Annotated in this window: 16 protein-coding genes; 6 read left to right on the forward strand and 10 right to left on the reverse strand. The window is 34.0% G+C overall.

Annotated features, from left to right (window positions below):
• Positions 1-97 precede the first annotated feature (97 nt).
• The 5 genes from IWX83_RS13765 to IWX83_RS13785 are packed head-to-tail and all read right to left on the reverse strand — an operon-like array spanning position 98 to position 4,068.
• Positions 98-787, reverse strand: coding sequence for a YjjG family noncanonical pyrimidine nucleotidase (locus IWX83_RS13765; protein WP_196830457.1), 690 nt, complete (start codon positions 785-787; stop codon positions 98-100).
• A 9-nt stretch (positions 788-796) separates the two neighbouring features.
• A complete protein-coding gene (radC, locus tag IWX83_RS13770) occupies positions 797-1,492 on the reverse strand; it encodes a DNA repair protein RadC (RefSeq protein ID WP_196830459.1) in 696 nt (231 codons plus the stop codon).
• Between the two features lie 12 nt (positions 1,493-1,504).
• Positions 1,505-1,963 (reverse strand): GNAT family N-acetyltransferase, encoded by a 459-nt coding sequence (locus tag IWX83_RS13775; RefSeq protein ID WP_196830461.1) that lies wholly within the window; start codon positions 1,961-1,963, stop codon positions 1,505-1,507.
• A gap of 7 nt (positions 1,964-1,970) precedes the next feature.
• Positions 1,971-3,326, reverse strand: a complete 1,356-nt coding sequence (murC, locus tag IWX83_RS13780; protein ID WP_196830463.1) for a UDP-N-acetylmuramate--L-alanine ligase — start codon at positions 3,324-3,326, stop codon at positions 1,971-1,973.
• Positions 3,327-3,369: 43 nt separating this feature from the next.
• Positions 3,370-4,068, reverse strand: coding sequence for a lipopolysaccharide assembly protein LapB (locus tag IWX83_RS13785; RefSeq protein WP_073351475.1), 699 nt, complete (start codon positions 4,066-4,068; stop codon positions 3,370-3,372).
• 129 nt (positions 4,069-4,197) lie between these two features.
• Between IWX83_RS13785 and IWX83_RS13790 the strand changes: the two genes are divergently transcribed.
• From IWX83_RS13790 to IWX83_RS13800, 3 genes are all read left to right on the forward strand, one after another.
• Positions 4,198-5,490 (forward strand): hypothetical protein, encoded by a 1,293-nt coding sequence (locus IWX83_RS13790; RefSeq protein WP_196830465.1) that lies wholly within the window; start codon positions 4,198-4,200, stop codon positions 5,488-5,490.
• Positions 5,491-5,526: 36 nt separating this feature from the next.
• Positions 5,527-7,503, forward strand: a complete 1,977-nt coding sequence (locus IWX83_RS13795) for an MG2 domain-containing protein (RefSeq protein WP_370568430.1) — start codon at positions 5,527-5,529, stop codon at positions 7,501-7,503.
• Between the two features lie 111 nt (positions 7,504-7,614).
• Positions 7,615-10,383: an alpha-2-macroglobulin family protein gene (locus tag IWX83_RS13800; RefSeq protein WP_196830469.1), complete on the forward strand. Its 2,769-nt coding sequence runs from the start codon at positions 7,615-7,617 to the stop codon at positions 10,381-10,383.
• 72 nt (positions 10,384-10,455) lie between these two features.
• On the opposite strand, the gene obgE is transcribed toward IWX83_RS13800, so the two are convergent.
• The 4 genes from obgE to hpt form a co-directional block, all read right to left on the reverse strand.
• Positions 10,456-11,457, reverse strand: a complete 1,002-nt coding sequence (gene obgE, locus IWX83_RS13805; RefSeq protein ID WP_132067556.1) for a GTPase ObgE — start codon at positions 11,455-11,457, stop codon at positions 10,456-10,458.
• Between the two features lie 72 nt (positions 11,458-11,529).
• Entirely contained in the window at positions 11,530-12,804 is a 1,275-nt protein-coding gene (locus IWX83_RS13810) for a hemolysin family protein (RefSeq protein WP_073351588.1), read from the reverse strand.
• Between the two features lie 215 nt (positions 12,805-13,019).
• On the reverse strand, positions 13,020-13,592 hold the full coding sequence (locus IWX83_RS17290; protein ID WP_084129481.1) for an adenylate kinase: 573 nt from the start codon (positions 13,590-13,592) through the stop codon (positions 13,020-13,022).
• A 15-nt stretch (positions 13,593-13,607) separates the two neighbouring features.
• Positions 13,608-14,138 carry a hypoxanthine phosphoribosyltransferase gene (hpt, locus tag IWX83_RS17295; protein WP_084129483.1) on the reverse strand — a complete coding sequence of 177 codons (531 nt, stop codon included), beginning with the start codon at positions 14,136-14,138 and terminating at the stop codon, positions 13,608-13,610.
• 215 nt (positions 14,139-14,353) lie between these two features.
• Between hpt and IWX83_RS13820 the strand changes: the two genes are divergently transcribed.
• Together IWX83_RS13820 and purE are read left to right on the forward strand one after the other, a co-directional pair.
• On the forward strand, positions 14,354-15,505 hold the full coding sequence (locus IWX83_RS13820; protein WP_196830470.1) for a 5-(carboxyamino)imidazole ribonucleotide synthase: 1,152 nt from the start codon (positions 14,354-14,356) through the stop codon (positions 15,503-15,505).
• 108 nt (positions 15,506-15,613) lie between these two features.
• Positions 15,614-16,099: a 5-(carboxyamino)imidazole ribonucleotide mutase gene (gene purE / locus IWX83_RS13825; protein WP_196830473.1), complete on the forward strand. Its 486-nt coding sequence runs from the start codon at positions 15,614-15,616 to the stop codon at positions 16,097-16,099.
• A 50-nt stretch (positions 16,100-16,149) separates the two neighbouring features.
• On the opposite strand, the gene IWX83_RS13830 is transcribed toward purE, so the two are convergent.
• On the reverse strand, positions 16,150-16,821 hold the full coding sequence (locus IWX83_RS13830) for a hypothetical protein (RefSeq protein WP_196830475.1): 672 nt from the start codon (positions 16,819-16,821) through the stop codon (positions 16,150-16,152).
• Between the two features lie 223 nt (positions 16,822-17,044).
• On the opposite strand from IWX83_RS13830, the gene IWX83_RS13835 reads away from it, so the two are divergent.
• Positions 17,045-19,072 (forward strand): M3 family metallopeptidase, encoded by a 2,028-nt coding sequence (locus tag IWX83_RS13835; RefSeq protein WP_196830477.1) that lies wholly within the window; start codon positions 17,045-17,047, stop codon positions 19,070-19,072.
• The last annotated feature ends 14 nt before the right edge of the window (positions 19,073-19,086 follow it).

A 19,086-nucleotide genomic window follows, 5' to 3' on the forward strand; every position in this document is an offset into this window, starting at 1 on the left:
CGAATTCAACTGTTTTCATAATGTCGTTTTTTAGGACATCTAAGTTACGAAAAACTCATCGGTGTTTGCGTTTGCTAAATCATGGATATTTCATAGTTTATAAATATTTTTTGATTTCTAATAAATGGTTAATTTGTTTAATGTGAGTTCCAACTTCAATTTTTGCTTCGTTGAAAAATACAGCATCTAATCCTGCGTCAATCGCTCCTTGAACGTCAGCATCTAAGCTATCTCCAATCATAATGCTACTTTCTTTTTTGGCTTTAGCCAAATCTAAAGCAAAATCAAAAATTAGTGGATTTGGTTTCTTAACTCCAGCCATTTCAGAATTAGTAACGGTTCGAAAATAAGACTCAATCTTAGAATTACTTATCTTTTTATATTGAACCTCCGCAAATCCATTTGTAATTATGTGAAGTGTATACCTTTGATTTAAATACTCTAAAACTTCAATTGTTCCATCAAAAAGGTGATTGTTATCGGGCAAAAAACGAAGATAATCCTTGGCAATAGCATCTATTTCTTCATCGGAAATTGTATAATTTATAGCATCAAAAGAGTGTTTCAGTCGATTGTATCGCAGTTCTTGATGAGTAATTTTATCATATTGATACAACTTCCAACATTCTTGATTTATGGGTACGTATTTTTCAATAAATTGTTTGGTTTCAATTTCGGGATGATTTCTATTAAAAATCCCCTCGAAAGTCAACTCTGAATTTTTATCAAAATCCCAAAGTGTATGGTCTAAATCGAAAAATACATCTTTTATGTGTGTTTGTTTCATTTTTAAATTTTAAAATATTCCTTCATCTGCAAAGCTGAAATAACTGTTTTCAGTTACAATGACATGATCCAAGACTTTTATTTCTAAACTATCTCCAGCTAATTTCAATTTCCTTGTAATTTGCTTGTCTGCATCACTAGGAATCAAAGTACCAGAAGGATGATTGTGGCATAGTATTAAGGCTGTAGCTCCCATTTCTAGCGCCGTTTTAAAGACAATACGAACATCCACTAGCGTTCCCGTAATACCGCCTTTACTTAACTGCGATTTAGCAATCACCTTATTTGAATTATTCATGTAAATGATCCAAAATTCTTCATGGGGTAATTCACCAATAATAGGTTGCATAATCTCAAAAATAATTTTGCTAGAGGTGATTTTTTTTAACTCTATTGCATCCTCAGAACGCCTGCGCCTTCCTAATTCCAAAGCTGCTATAATTGAAATTGCCTTTGCCTCTCCTATTCCTTTGAACTGAATAAGCTGAGAAAATGATAATTTTCCCAACGCATTCAAATTATTGTCCACACTTGCTAGAATCCGTTTACTTAAATCCACCGCCGATTCATTTCTACTTCCAGAACCAATCAAAATAGCAATTAATTCCGCGTCACTTAAGACACTTTTGCCTTTGAGCATCAGTTTTTCGCGTGGCTTATCATCTTCAGACCAATTCGTTATAGGGAAAAAGGAATTTTCAGCCATTTAGTTTGTTGTTTAAATTGGTTTCCGCATGCAAATACTATTTTCTAAACCTACATAAGGCTCATAATTATCAACTATGACATATCCAGCTTTTTGATATAAAGCAATCGCTTCTTTTTGTTTATATAAAGTTTCCAAAACAGAAAATGAATATCCTAAGCCCTTTGCCCAACGTTCTAATTCCATTAAAATAGTTTGCGCTAAACCCATTCCTCTCGCTTCAATAGAAACAAACATACGCTTTATTTCAATTTTATTTGTATCGTATTTTTTAAAGCAACCACAACCAACGGCTTTGTCTTCTAGATAAAAAATAACGACATTTGGATTTAATTCCAAAATATTATTACCCCAATAATCCGATTTTAATTCCGGATAACGCTCCCATAAACTCTTATCCAAAGCAGCAATCAAATTGACAAAATCTAGGTTTTCACTGGTAGTCTTAACAATTCTAATATTTTCTTTCATACCACTTTTACTTTACCAATTCTTTTACCTCATCAAAGTTTAATCCACCGTAATTACCGGAACTCATCAATAGTAAAGCAGAATTTTCAAGATTCAAGTTGAAAAGATAGTCTTTGAAATCTTTTGGATTAGTATAAATAATTAAATCTTCACGATTAAACGCTTTAGCAATTTGTTCGTAAGTAACTTCTTCAAGCTGTTTGATTTTCACGGCATCTGGCGAATAAAAAACGAATGCTTTATCGGCATATTCCAATGCACCTTCGTATTCTTTCAGGAATTCAGCATTCAAGCTACTATACGTATGCAATTCTAAACAAGCTACTAACGTTCGGTTTGGATATTGCTCTTTCACCGCTTTTGTAGTTGCTGAAACCTTACTTGGTGAATGGGCAAAATCTTTATAGGCAACTTTCGTTTTGCTTTCGGCAATTTTTTCTAATCTTTTTGATGCGCCTTTGAAACTGGCAATGGCTTCATAAAAATCAGCTTCATCAACGCCCATATTTTGACAGATCCATTTGGCTCCAGCCAAATTATTCAAATTATGCGCTCCAAAAACTTCAATTGGCATGTCGCCCTCTGGAGTTTCCAGTAATGTTACGCCATCATTGACAGCATATTTTGGCGTATGATAGGCTAGTTTTCGAATTGGATTTGTCGCGGCTTCAGCAACCCGTTTTACTTCAGCATCATCTTCATTATACACCAGAATTCCGCCATTAGTGATTTTACCAATAAAACTTTCGAACTGTTCTACGTAGTTTTCATAGGTTGGAAAAACATTAATATGATCCCATGCAATCCCTGAAATCAAAGCGATATTGGGTTGGTATAAATGAAATTTTGGTCTGCGGTCAATTGGAGAAGACAAATATTCATCTCCTTCCAAAACTATAAAATCATTCTCCTCCGTAAGATGAACCATCGTATCGAAGCCTTCCAACTGTGCACCAACCATGTAATCTACCGCTATGTCATGGTAATGCATAACATGCAAAATCATTGAAGTAATTGTTGTTTTCCCATGAGATCCGCCAATAACTACTCGTGTTTTATTTTTGGATTGCTCGTAAAGAAATTCAGGATAAGAATATATTTTTAGCCCTAATTCTTGTGCTTTTAATAATTCTGGATTATCTGCTTTGGCGTGCATCCCAAGAATAACTGCTTCAACAGCTGAAGTTATTTTCTCAGGAAACCAGCCTAATTCTGGAGGCAAAATCCCCTTTTTATCTAATCTTGATTTTGATGGTTCAAAAATTGCATCGTCACTTCCAGTAACTTGATATCCTTTGTTATGTAGTGCTAAAGCCAGATTGTGCATCGCGCTTCCGCCGATAGCTATAAAATGTGTACGCATTCTAATTTTGGTTTATTAATTTTGGATTCAGAAGAAATTATAATTAGTCCTGATTTTTTTTATTATATGTTTCTAATACTGTTTTTGCCTTTTCAGGATCCCGCATTTTGTTTTTGTACAAGCTAGCTAATTTTTGATAACTTGTTTTGGAACCTCCAGCCATTATCGCTTTTTTGTATTGTTGTTCTGCTGTTTTATATCTTTTAAAATATTCTTCGATGTGTCCTCGTGACAAATAACCGTCAACAGGCGACAATCGTAATAATTCATTGGAATATTTGATAGCTTTCGATTCGCTTCCACCTACAATTCCCGGCAACTGAATATACAGCTCAATTAATGCCCAACGCGCTTCAAGGTGCTTAGGATTTAGGGTGATTGCTTTTTCGAAGGAGGTCTTCACTTCGTCAATCATTCCAAGGGCTTTAAACTTGTTTGAATCTTTGGCTTTCATTCCTAAAGCGCCACCATATTTATAATAATAATTAGCTTCAGAAGGTTTGAGTTGCTTGAGTTTTTTATAATAGCCAATCGCCTTATCCCACAATTTATCATGACCAGCAATATCTCCAAGATATTCAATGGTTTTTAAATCCGATGGATTAGACCTCAAAACAGATTCAAAAGCCACCTCAGCTTGATCCATTTTATCTGCCTTATACAGTTTTTCTGCTTTTTCGAAATCTGATTGTCCCCACATCATAACCGGTAGAAATACAAATAAATAAATAATATGTTTCATTCTTCAAAAATAGGGAAATATGATAAGTTAGATTTGATTTTAAGTAAATATTAGTAATTTAGTAAGAAATATTTCTAATATTAATTCTCCATAATTGAAAAATATTTACAACTTATTTTAAATCAACTTATGAAAAAAATTTTCTTACTCCTTATTTTAGTATCTACTTCAATTTTTGGACAAAACTATGACAAAAACTGGCTTAAAGTAATTGAATTTGAAAACGAAGGGAAAATAAAATCAGCCAATGAAATAGTTTCTAAAATCCGTCAAAAAGCTACTCGAGATAAAGATGAAGTTCAAATCATAAAATGTTTTTTCTATGAATCCAAATATTTACAAGTTTTGGATGAAGATGCTCAAACCAAAATTATCAACAATTTAAAAACTGAAATCAACAAAGTCTCCATTCCATCTAAAGCAATTTTGAATTTGGTTTATGCGAAATGTTTAATTGATTATCGAAATCAAAACTCATATTTATTGTACAACAGAACCAATACGGTGAGTTTTGACGATCAATTTTTAACTTGGACTCCAAAAGACTTTTCGGAACAAATAGATGGTGCTTTAAAAAAAACACTTCTTAATGAAACAATATTAAAACAAACTTCCTTGAGCACGTATCTTCAAATATTTGATTATAGTGACGAAGAAAAAACTAAAAAAGACAATCTATTTAACTATTTAGTAAAAGAAAACATTGCGCTATATACGCCACAGATTAGGCAATGGGAAATTCAAAAAAAAGAATTCTTGCCTTATGAAAAAGGATTTTTAGAGAATTCAGAATCTTTTGCACAACTCAATTTTGATTTTGTAAAAAATGAAAAACTAAAAAAAGTGCTTGAATTATACCAAAAACAAGAGAAAAACACTCCTACTTTAGAAAACCAATTCGACCGAATTCAATTTTGCAACAACGTTTTGTTAGATTCAAACGAAGGATTTATGAAATCCTTACGATCCATGCAAAAAGAATCCAAGGACACCATTTTGATTCAAAAAATACAATTAGAAAAGGCAATTATTCTCAACAATCTCGCTTCAAAAGAAGCACATCCTGATTATAACATTCAAGCCATCGCAACACTTGACAGCATTTTAAAAATTAATAATCGTTCAAATGCTCACAAAATAGCTTTACAAAAAATACAAAATATTCAAGCTAAATCCTTGAACATTCAGCTTCAAAAATTCAGCTATACTGATGAAAATACCAGAGCATTTATTCGGTATAAAAATTTAAATCGCCTGTCAGTTTCTTTCTTTAAAATTGATCAAAACATGACAAAAAATTTCCGAAATTCTCCTCACAACAAAGACAGTTTAGTAGCTGCAATCATCAAAAACAAAAAAGCAATTGCCAGTAAAAACTATGTACTTGAAGAAAAAAATAATTATTTTGAATACAGCACGTAAGTCCTTTTACCGCCATTAAAAACAGGCAGTTATTTGGTGTATTTTGAAAGCAATTCAGACCTCAAGAATGCAAAAGCATTTGCTTACGAAACTATTACAGTTTCTAATATCACCGTACTAACTTCGGAAAACGATAAGAAAGAAAACTATCAAGTTTTAGACAGAAAAACGGGAAAATCTCTAGAAAATGTTTCAATAAAACTATTAAATCAAACCATTATAAATGACAAAAGTGGTAATGCAACGTTTACCAAAGAAAATAACAACCGCAATTACAGTCTTATTGAATTTACAACTGAAAACGATTCACTGTTACTAAACAATCGATACTCAAATTACTATAATGATTATGCTACTTTAGAAAACCAAAAAGCAAAAGGTAAAGTCGAATTCTATTTGGACCGCGCTATTTACCGTCCGGGACAAACGGTTTATTACAAAGGAATTGCTTTTAGAAAAGACCAAGACAAAACGAGCGTGGTTGCAAAAACAGCATTCAAAATTACAATTCAAGACCCTAACGGTACTGCCTTCAAAGAATTTGAAGCCGTTACTAATGAATACGGCTCTTTTTCTGGAGAATTTTTATTACCAAAAAGTGGAATGACAGGAAATTTCAGAATCATTGCTGATGAACCTGATGATTATGAAAAAGATGTTTTTTACGATAAAATAAAAGACGAGCACCCGTTTTGGGACAATGTAAATTATGAGAATTCTCAAATATCATTTCAAGTGGAAGAATACAAACGTCCTAAATTTGAAGTTACTTTTGAGGCAGTAAAAAAAACATATAAAGTCAATCAAAAAGTAAGTGTAACTGGAATTGCCAAAGCTTTTTCGGGAAGCAACATCTCCGATGCAAAAGTAAGTTATAAGATTACACTAATCCCTTACACCTTAAGCAACGGTTACTATTACCAACAAAACGGCAAATCAGAAAATCTTTTAGTTGGTGAGACTACAACAGATGCTTCGGGGAAATTCGATATAAATTTTATCGCTAAACCATTTGAAAACAGCTCTAAAGAACAGTTACCCATTTTTGAATATTCTATCTCAGCATCCGTGACTGATAGTAATGGGGAGACCCAACAAGCTCAAACAAATGTTAGGGTTGGCTATCATTCTTTGACACTTACTGCAACTATACCAAATCGAATTGAAACCAAAAATGAAAATGAAATTGAACTAAAAAGCACCAATCTCAATGGAGAATTTTTAGCTGTAAAAGGCGAGATTAACCTTTATTATGTGAGTCCTTTTTTGGATAAATTTAAATCCCGAGTTTTTCCACAACCAGAAATCGAATCGATTTCAAAAGAAGAGTTTGAGCGATTATTTCCATACGAACAAAATGAAAAAGCAACTGTTGAAAAACCAAGTCCAACTTTAGTCTTTTCTAAAAAAATTGACACAGAAAAAGACAAGATATTAGTTTTAGATTTTATTTCCAATTACAAATCCGGGAATTACAAAGTGGTATTTTCCGCTAGAGATGCTTTTGAAAATCCAATAGAAACCAGTACTAATTTCCAATTGATACAAAACAAAGACAAAATTGATTCGAGTAAACTATTCACGGCAAAACAAATTAATACTGATGCCAAAAAAGATGGTTTTGTTTTAGTACAATTAACCTCGATTATTCCGGAACTGTATATCAACACCACCGGAAATTACCAAAGTTTCCTCTATTTTGAGCATAATTTCCACTTGCAAAACAATCAAATCATTGTCAAAATTCCTTTGAAAAAAGAATTTGAAAAAAGCATGAAAATTGCTTTTGAAAGTGTTTTTGAAAATCAAACTTTTTACGACCAAATAGACGTAATTCTTAGAGAGGAGGAATCCAAATTGCAATTCACAGTTGAAAGTTTCAGAAACAAATTACAACCCGGAACCAATGAAAATTGGTCGTTTCAAATAAAATCAACTAATACTGCAAAAGAAGCTGAAGTCTTAGCCTCAATGTATGACAGTTCTTTAAATCAGTTTGCTAAAAGAGACTAGAATCCCCTGAAATTCAATAATTATAATTACAATTCTGCTAATTTTAAAACTAGTATCGGATTCGATAAAACCTCAATTTACATTCGGAATCTAAATCCTATTCCAAATCGCATGGAACTTATTGATGAAACTACAAAACTAATATGGTTTGGCTTTAACTTCAACGAAATCATAAAAACTGAGTTTGACGCTGTATTAACTGTAGAGCCAAGGGGAACTGGCAATGCATCCCTGTTAGAAGAAGTAGACAATCAAATTTATAATACTGCAGGAATAGATATGAAATTAGAAGGAAAAGCTAATGGAATAACAATTAGAGGAAACTCTAATATTTCAGGCAACTACAAAAATGCCTTGTATATCGTTGATGGCGAAGTAATAACGGAAGAGCAATTCAGATTAATTTCTCCGACCGATATTATTGCTATTGATGTTCTAAAAGAAGAGAAAGCCATCGCATTATATGGAAGTAAAGCAGCTAACGGGGTCATTATCATCACAACCAAAAAAGCTTTAGAAGCCTTGACTCAAGTGAAAGCCAGAAAAAATCTCTCAGAAACTGCTTTCTTTTATCCGAATCTAAAAACAGATAAAACAGGAAAAGTAAGTTTCAATTTCACTTCGCCTGAAGCTTTAACCGCTTGGAAACTTCGGCTATTAGCGCACAATAAAGAGGCAACAAGCGGCTATTTAGAAAAAAGTGTCATTACTCTAAAAGAGTTAATGGTTACACCAAATTTTCCTCGTTTTTTCAGGGAAAAAGACAGCATTTATATCACGGCAAAAGTGGCGAATATTACCAATGAAGCCAAAACTGGAATTGCTGTTTTACAACTTTTTGATGCAACAACAATGCAACCAATAGATGCTAAAATGGAAAATGCGAATTCAGTAAAAAACTTTAAAATCGCTCCTTTTGGAAATACAACCGTGAGTTGGAAAATTTATGTTCCAGAAGGTCTGCAAGGAGTTCAGTATAAAGTTTTAGCTAAGGCAGGTAACTTTTCGGATGGGGAAGAAAACCTACTTCCTGTTTTAACAAATTCTATGTTGGTTACCGAGAGCATTCCGATTTGGGTTCGAAAAAATTCAAAGAAAGAATATACCTTCGAAAACCTAAAAAACAACAATTCGACCAGTCTGCAAAACCATCAATTTACGTTAGAATACACCTCAAATCCATCTTGGTTAGCCATTCAGTCTTTGCCCTATTTGATGGAATACGAACACGAAAGCGCGGAACATACCTTTGCCAGATTTTATGCGAATGCTTTAGCGTCTGAAATTATTTCTAGCAATCCAAAAATTGCTAATCTATTCGAAACTTGGAGAAAAAATGAAAAGTTGAATTCGAAACTAGAAGAAAACGAAGAACTAAAATCGATTATTCTTGCAGAAACACCGTGGTTGAATGATGCTCAAACCGAAGAAGAGAAAAAGAAAAATCTTGCTTTACTTTTTGATTTAGAAAAAATGAAAAACGCACAAGAAATAACTTTTGATAAGCTGAAACAAAAGCAAACAACGTCCGGAGGTTTCGCATGGTTTGAAGGAAGTACTGAAAACGAATACATAACCCGACATATTTTGGCCGGTTTAGGACATCTTTCAAAATTAAGTAATAATGAAAACATCACTTCCAAAATCAAGCAAATTACAGCAATCGGAATTCCATTTTTAGATAAAAAGTTTTTAGAAAATCATAAAACCAGAACAGAAAAATTAAAAACAAAAGAAAAATTGATTTGGTTCAATCCGTATTCTGATTTACATTATTTATACACCCGAAGCTATTATCTGAAAACGTATCCGCTTTCGGATACGTTACAAAAAGCCTCTAAATTGTACCTTGAAATTGCGAAAAAAGAGTGGTTAACCTATTCCTTATACGAAAAAGGATTAGCGGCATTGACTCTAGAGCGCTTTGGCGAAAAAGAAGCTGCCAAAATAATTCTGGCAAGCTTGAAAGAAACCGCTTCGAATAATGAAGATTGGGGAATGTATTGGATAGCTAATAAATCTGGCTATTTCTGGTACCAAGCCCCTATTGAAACGCAAGCACTATTGATTGAGGCTTTCGCAGAAATTAGCAACGACACTAAATCTGTAGATGCTATGAAGGTTTGGTTATTAAAAAACAAACAAAGCAAAAACTGGCCCACCACAAAATCCACCACCGAAGCAATTTATGCTTTATTGATGCAAGGAACCGATTGGTTGAGCGTCAAAGACAACACAATTTTCAAAATTGGAACCGAAAAAATATTAACCAAAAAATTAGTTGAAAACGAAAAAGAAGCCGAAACAGGTTATGTAAAACTAAACTGGAACGCAGAAGAAATCAAAAAAGACATGGCAACTATTTCCATCGAAAACAAATCTAAAGTTCCAGGTTTTGGAGGTATTTATTGGCAATATTTTGAAGAATTAGATAAAATAAAAACCAATTCTGGAACTGCATTATCAGTTTCCAAAGAATTATATGTAAAGAAAGATACTGACAAAGGCGAAATATTGGAACGAATCAATTCAAATAATCTATTGAAAATCGGTGATTTAGTCACCGTTAGATTAGTAATTTCTGCAAAGGAAGACATGGAATTTGTACATTTAAAAGACATGCGTGCTTCTTGTTTTGAACCCATAGATGTACTTTCTGCATACCAATACAAAGGTGGGTTGGGCTTTTATAAAAGTACTAAAGATGCCGCAACTCATTTCTTTTTTGACCAAATAAACAAAGGAACTTATGTTCTGGAATATGATATTCGAGTAAATAACATCGGTGATTTCTCTAATGGTATTTCTACGATTCAAAGCATGTACGCTCCTGAATATTCCAGTCATACTAAAGGAATTCGGGTACAAGTCAAGGAATAAAATCACTACAATAGCAAAAAAATCCGCTTCAAGTTATTTGAAGCGGATTTACTATTTTAAAGAAAACTTAAATTAGTCATTCAACATTTTCCACAACTTGTCTTTCAACTCTGTCAATCCTTGTTGAGCCACAGAAGAAATAAACATATATGGCACATCCTTAAAAGCGACATCTAGTTCTGTTTTCAATTCTGCTTTTAATTCGTCATCCAGCATATCGCATTTTGAAATTACTAGCAAACGCTCTTTGTCTAGCATTTCTGGATTGTATTTGGTCAACTCATTCACTAGAATATCATATTCTCCTTTAATATCTGGTGTATCAACCGGTACTAAAAACAGCAATGTTGAATTACGCTCGATATGTCTTAAAAAATAATGTCCAAGTCCTTTTCCTTCGGCAGCACCTTCAATAATTCCAGGAATATCAGCAATTACAAACGACTGAAAATCTCTGTAGGCTACAATTCCAAGATTTGGTTTTAATGTCGTAAAAGGATAATCAGCAATTTTGGGTTTAGCTGAAGTCAAAACTGACAACAAGGTTGACTTTCCTGCATTAGGAAAACCTACCAATCCTACATCGGCTAGTACTTTCAACTCTAGAATAACGTCCATCTCTGCTCCTGGCAATCCTGGTTGAGAATACCGTGGTGTTTGATTTGTTGAACTTCTAAAATGCCAGTTCCCTAAACCCCCTTTACCTCCTCTTGAAAGTATTTGTTTCTCGCCATCTTCGGTGATTTCAAATAATATTTCTCCAGTTTCTTTGTCTTTTACCACAGTTCCTAAAGGGACTTCGATAAATTTATCATCACCGTCGGCACCTGTACTTCTATCACCACTACCATCTCCACCATTACCTGCTTTGATGTGTCTGGCGAATTTTAAGTGAAATAAAGTCCATAGACCTTTGTTTCCAACCAAATACACATGACCACCGCGACCACCGTCTCCACCATCTGGACCTCCTTTTTCAATAAATTTTTCTCTGTGCAAGTGCGTAGATCCTTTTCCTCCCTTTCCGGAAGAAACATATATTTTAACGTAATCTACAAAATTCCCTTCTGTCATTTTTTCTACTATTCAATTTTCAACTACACCATTGAAATTCCATTTTGAAATTCCCCATGATGTTCACTATTTTTATACTTGTAATGCCTTTACCATTACTTTATCAATTTTCACACCATCCATATCGATGACTTCTAACTCAAATTTTTGCCAAATCAATTTTTCCCCTTGTTTGGGTATATGAGAGAGTTCTGTCATGATTAATCCGCTTACCGTTGTGACTTCATAATCATTGATTAATTCATCTAACTCAAAGTAAGTCAAGAAATCGTGCAACGAATAATGCCCGTCTACTAACCACGTTCCATCTTCTCTTTCTACTAGCTGAAAATCATCTTTATAAAAATCAGATGCATCACCTACCAACGCTTCTAGAATATCATTCAAAGTAATTACTCCTTGAAATACGCCATATTCATCGGATACAAATGCGTAATGGATACCCGATTTTTTAAATATTTCTAAAGCGATATATGCGGTCGTTTGCTCCATCATAAATGGAGCTTCGGTCATAATGTCAACCAAATTGAAATTTTCATTTTCAAAATGAGCAAAAATATTTTTTAGATTTACAACGCCAACAATATCATCATAATTTTCTCCATAAACTGGATAAATTGAATGCAGCTCCTTCAACATAAACTCCCTAACTTGTTCTTTATTAGAGTGCAAAGGCAAAAACATAACTGATTTTCTATGAGTCATCAAAGAGTTTATTTTGCGGTCTCCAATATGAAATACACGCTCCACAATATCTTGTTCTATTTCCTGCACTTCGCCACCTTCAGTTCCTTCTTTGATAATCGCTTTTATTTCTTCCTCGGTCACTCGACCATCTGCTGTGGGCTTTATTTGTAAAATGTTAAGTAAAAACTCGGTAGAATGTGTTAATAACCAAATAAAAGGTGCCGTAACGATTGAGACTATTTTCATAGGCAATGCTACTGCTTTTGCTATCGCTTCTGGATGATTTAAACCAATTCTCTTTGGCAATAATTCCCCTAGAACTAAAGAGAAAAAGGTCAAAATAACAACAACTAAACCTACCGCAACAGGGTGTGCATACGGTGTTAATAGTTCAATGCCTTTGATGAATACCTCAACATCTTTCGTGATTTTATCGCCACTGTAAATACCGGTAAGAATCCCTATCAAAGTGATTCCTATTTGTACCGTAGACAAAAATTTATTGGGTGAATTTGCTAAATCCAAAGCGATTTTAGCACTTTTATTCCCCTTTTTTGCTGCCGTTTCAAGCCTATTTTTTCGTGCTGAAATCAATGCGATTTCTGACATGGAGAAAACCCCATTTAGTAATATTAGAAAAAATATTATTAGTATTTCCAATGTATTAGTGGATTCGTTTTTAAATAAAAATCTAATTTCTGAATTTTTCGTTCTTGAAATTGTCAATCCGGTTTTTAGCCCAGATCAAAGTGAAAAGCCCGGAGATAAAAAAACTATTTTTTCTTGTCAAAAAAGAGCGACCAAAGGAAGCTCCTTTTAGGACTTAGAAAAATGTTTTTTTATCGAGGACTTGTAACATAGAGCTGGAATAGCTCCTATAAATTATCAATAACCGCGCTTACTCGTTGCGTAATTTCGGCAATAGTACCTATACCATTCACTGCAAAAAACTTACCCTGAGCTTGATAATAATCCATTAAAGGCGCTGTTTTTTCATTGTATTCCTGGTAGCGATTTCTGATCTTTTCTTCATCTTGATCGTCAATTCGGCCACTTGTTTTTCCTCTTTCTAACAAGCGCTGTACTAAAAGCTCATCATCAGCTTCTAGTGCTATTGTTGCGGCAACTTTGGAACCAATTGAAGTAAGAAAACCATCTAAAGCCTCGGCTTGTGATAGTGTTCTTGGGTAACCGTCAAACAATATTCCGTTAGCCTCTGGATGCTTATTCACTTCATCAATCAGCATTTTTGTAGTCAGTTCATCTGGCACTAAATCACCGGCATCCATAAATACTCTTGCTTGTTTGCCAAGTTCGGTATCATTTTTTAAATTAAACCGAAATACATCACCGGTGGATATATGCGTTAATTTGTATTTTTCCTTCAAAAACTCTGCTTGAGTTCCTTTACCTGCTCCTGGTTTTCCAAATAAAACAATGTTAGTCATGTTGTTGTTGTGTAGTTATTCTTTTAGTTTATATACTTCTGGTAAATTTCTTCCTAATCCATCGTAATCTAAGCCATAACCAACAATAAATTTATTAGGAATTCGGATTCCTATATAATCTATCTTGATGTCCTTCGTGTAGGCTTCTGGTTTAAAAAAAAGAGTTGCAATTTTAAAATGCTTGACATTTTGTTTTTTGAACAATTCTTTTAGTTCCACCAATGTGTTTCCAGTATCCACGATATCTTCGATAATGATTACAGAACGACCCGTTAAATCCTGATTTAAACCAATCAACTGTTTCACTTCGTTTGTAGAAGAAGTTCCCTCGTACGATGCCATTTTTATAAAAGAAACTTCACATGGCTTTTTATATAACTTCATAAAATCAGAAACTACCATAAAAGCACCGTTCAATACACCTACAAATACGGGTGTTTCATCAGCAAAATCGTCTTCTATTTGGGCAATCATTTTTGTTAAAGCAAATTCTATTTCTTTAGCAGAAATAAACGGAACAAATTGTTTATCGTGAAGTTGTATCATTTTTTGATGTTTAAAATAATGGGCAAAGATACAGAATTCGGAATTGTGAATTGATAAATGGTCATTAATTTGTATTTTTAAGTAAATCCCATAAAAAACAACCTAAAAATCGATCGAAAGTCATAAAAGTTACAACATAAATTCCGAAGAAAATAAAATAGCATTTCCCAATTCAATCATTATAAAGTATCTTTGCTTAAACATACAACGACATCATGAATTATTTTTCTTCGGATTTTAAATTGGGGATTCTCGGCGGCGGACAATTAGGCAAAATGCTATTGTTTGACACTCGGAAATTTGACATCCAAACTTATGTGCTGGATCCTAGTGATGAAGCGCCCTGCAAAATTGCCTGCAATCAATTTTTTAAAGGCGACTTAATGGACTTTGAAACGGTTTATAATTTTGGGAAATTAGTCGATGTTTTAACTTTCGAAATTGAACTAGTCAATCTAGACGCCTTGGTAAAACTAGAAGACGAAGGATTAAAAGTGTATCCTTCGCCAAAAACTTTAAAATTGATTCAGAACAAAGGAATTCAAAAAGATTTCTACCTGCACCATGCAATTCCAACTGCAAATTACCAACGATTTGACGATTTAAAAAGTTTAGTGGTATCGATTTTGGATTCAAAAACAAAAGTCCCTTTCGTTTGGAAATGCACCGAATTTGGGTACGATGGAAATGGCGTAAAAGTCATTCGACAAATTTCAGATTTGGACAATCTAGCCAATGTAGAATGCATTGCTGAAGAAATGATTCCTTTTAAAAACGAATTGGCGGTTATTGTTTGCCGTAATCCTTCGGGCGAAATAAAAACCTATCCCGTGGTAGAAATGGAATTTCATCCAGAAGCAAACCAGGTAGAATATGTGATTTGTCCTGCTCGAATTGAAGATACAGTAGCAAAAAAAGCAAGAGCAATCGCGCTTCATGTTTCTGAAAAATTCAATCATGTTGGATTATTAGCTGTAGAAATGTTTCAGACCGATGATGATGAAATCCTTGTAAACGAAGTAGCTCCACGCCCGCACAATTCCGGTCATTATTCTATTGAAGCCAGTTATACATCGCAATTTGAAAACCATTTACGCGCAATCCTAGATTTACCATTAGGAAATACAGATAGCAAAGTAGCTGGAATTATGGTAAATTTAGTTGGTTCAGCAGGATTTTCTGGAGACGTAGTTTATCAAAATATTGAAAAAATATTAGGTTGGAATGGTGTTACTCCACACATTTATGGAAAGAAACAAACGCGTCCATTTAGAAAAATGGGACACGTGACCATCGTAAATGAAAATATCAATGAAGCAAGACGAATTGCCGAAGAGGTAAAAAATACCATAAGAGTAATTAGTTAATAGAAAGATTGAAAAATTAAAAGATTGAAAAATTTAGAACAACAAGTATATGTCAGTTCTCAAACAAATCTTTAAATGCTTAAATCTTTAAATCTTTAAATCATAAAAATGAGCAAAGTAGCCGTAATAATGGGAAGCATTTCAGACATGCCGATCATGCAAGAAGCAATAGATATTTTAAAAGCATTCGAAATAGAAATAGAAGTCGATATTGTCTCGGCACACCGAACTCCTGAAAAACTATTTGATTTTAGCAAAAATGCACACACCCGTGGAATTTCGGTTGTTATCGCTGGCGCTGGTGGAGCGGCACATTTGCCAGGAATGGTTGCCTCTATGTCTCCACTTCCAGTTATTGGCGTTCCTATCAAATCAAGTAATTCTATAGATGGTTGGGACAGTGTTTTATCCATTCTACAAATGCCCGGTGGTGTACCTGTCGCAACGGTTGCTTTGAATGGTGCCAAAAACGCAGGGATTTTGGCAGTTCAAATCTTAGGAAGCCACGACAGAACTATATTAGAAAAAATAATCAAGTATAAAACAGGATTAAAAGAAGCGGTTATTATCGCCTCTGAAAGTCTACAAAAATAAAAAAAGCTCCAGATGGAGCTTTTTTTACGGCATAAAAGTGTTGACATAATTTATTCAACGTCAAGTGGAATTTCTAGAATTCCTTCAAATTCCGATGCTATAATATCTTCTTTACTCAACCAATATTCAGAAGTTATGATCGTAAAATTACTATTATCCGTTGATCGTACTTCCCATAAAATATCTTCAGCTTCTGGAAAAGGTAGGTTTTCAGTCATAGGCAGGTCGAACAATCTTTTGATCAAATTACTACCTGACAAACCGTTGTTTAACAATTTCAAAATATTCTCTTTAGTCAATTCAATTTCGCTTTCCTCTTCCAAAGGCACAAAACTACATTCGATAATAGTCGCTTTTGCATTAGGAAAAGTACCGTTGTACGCTTTGAAGAGTAATTGATTCACATGGAACAAGGTTGCGTGTAGTCCAATTTCAGGATATTCTTCACATACTTTATCTAATAACATATCATTTGAAATCTGTTGAATCTGACCTTCATTCAAATTTTCAGACAACTTATATTCCAATGCAATTACGGCAGCATCTTTAGGTTCAAAATCAGATATAGCCATGAATAACAACTCCTTCAAAGTGGCAGGATCCGAATCACCAGCATCTGGGTAATCGAATTTTTCTAACAACTTTATATAATCATCACTTGTCCAACAATCTTCAATTTCATCAACGGTGTAGGCTTTCTTTATTGTAATTTGATAGTTCATCTTTTCTTTAAAATTTATTGTTTTTTAGATTCGTTTCGTTAAAAACCAATCTTTTTTCACAATTTAAGGCTTTATTACTCACAAACGAAATAAATAACATTTAAATAACACAATCTACTCTAGCATTTTAGGGCAAATCAATTCCTTTAACATCCTCGTTTTTTTCAATAAATCCCTACCTTTGTTCTGTTTAAAACATCAAATTATTTTTATTAAAAAACAAATGAGCATCTTAACCCATCACTTCAATACAAAATACAATACGGCCCCTTTTTCGAAAATAAAAAACGAGGATTTTCTTCCTGCTTTTCAAAAAGGAATCGAACTCGCAAAAGCCGAAATCGATGCCATTATCAGAAACCCTATACAACCTACTTTTGAAAATACGATAGAAGCATTGGACTTTAGCGGTGCTATTCTAGATCGAATTTCTAGTATTTTTTTCAACTTAAATTCTGCAGAAACCAACGATGAGATTCAAAAAATTGCACAAGAAGTTTCTCCTTTATTATCAGAGTTTGGAAATGATATTCGACTGAACCCTGATTTATTTGCACGAGTAAAAACAGTGTACGACCAAAGAGAAAAATTAAATCTGACGGCAGAACAAACTACGCTTTTAGACAAAAAATACAAGGGTTTTTCTAGAAATGGTGCTAATTTACCCGAGGATAAAAAAAATCAATTAAGAGAAATAGACAAAGAATTATCAAAATTAAGTTTGCAGTTTGGCGAAAATGTTTTAGCCGAAACCCAAGCCTATCAGTTGCATATTACAGATGCATCTGACCTAGCTGGTTTACCGGAAGGAACGATCGAAGCCGCTCGATCATTGGCCAAAAGCCAAGAAAAAGAAGGTTGGATTTTTACTTTGGATTACCCAAGCTATGTTCCATTTGTGACCTATGCTGATAATCGCGAATTGCGTAAAAAGATGGCAATTGCTTTTGGTGCCAAAGGTTTTCAAAATAACGAATTTGACAACCAAGAAATTGTCCTTAAAATTGCCAAATTACGTTTTGATCGAGCACAAGTTTTAGGATATGCAAGCCACGCCCATTTTGTACTTGAAGAAAGAATGTCCGAAAGTCCTGAGAAAGTAAAAAAATTCTCAAATGACTTATTAGAAAAAGCAAAAACGGCTGCTTTAAAAGAATTTGCACAATTATCAGCTTTCGCCAAAGAATTAGACGGCGTTACATTGCTGGAAAAGTGGGATGGCGCTTATTACTCAGAGAAATTAAAACAGCAATTATTCCATTTAGACGATGAAATACTAAAACCCTATTTTCAATTAGAAAAAGTGTTGGAAGGTGCTTTTGCCGTAGCGCAAAAATTATACGGAATCACATTCGAAGAAACTTTTGAAGTAGACAAATACCATGAAGAGGTAAAAACATACGTAGCAAAAGATGAGGAAGACCAATTTGTCGCCATTTTTTACGCTGATTTCTTTCCAAGAAAAGGGAAACGCAACGGTGCCTGGATGACTTCTTTTAAATCGCAATACATAAAAAAGGGAATTAATGAAAGACCGCACATTTCCATTGTATGCAATTTTACCAAACCTACAGAAACAAAGCCATCCTTATTAACTTTTAATGAAGTTACCACTTTATTTCATGAATTTGGTCATGCTTTGCACGGCATGTTGGCTAATACTACGTATCCCAGTTTATCAGGAACAAGTGTTTATTGGGATTTTGTGGAATTACCAAGTCAGATTTTAGAAAACTGGTGCTACGAGCCGGAGGCATTAGCCTTATTCGCCTACCATTATGAAACTGGCGAAATGATTCCGCTAGAATTAGTGAACAATATTAAAGAAAGTGCTAGTTTTCAAGAAGGAATTGCAACGATGCGTCAATTGAGTTTTGGGCTCTTGGATATGGGTTGGCATGCAGAAGATCCTTCGAATATTAAAAATATTAAAGCTTTTGAAGCCAAACAATTTTCTGCTACACAATTATATCCCGATGTAAAGGAAAACGCTATGAGTACTTCTTTTTCGCATATTTTTCAAGGCGGATATTCCTCTGGCTATTACAGCTACAAATGGGCAGAAGTGCTGGACGCTGACGCTTTTGAATATTTTCAAGAAAAAGGTATTTTCAATAAGGAGGTCGCCACTAAATTTAAAGAGCACGTACTTTCTAAAGGTGGAACAGAACATCCTATGATTTTATACAAACGCTTTAGAGGTCAGGAACCAAGACCACAAGCTTTGCTAAAAAGAGCTGGATTGCTTTAAATTACTGATTTATA

The organism is Flavobacterium sp. CG_9.1, from assembly GCF_015751645.1.
Taxonomy (GTDB): Bacteria; Bacteroidota; Bacteroidia; order Flavobacteriales; family Flavobacteriaceae; genus Flavobacterium; species Flavobacterium xanthum.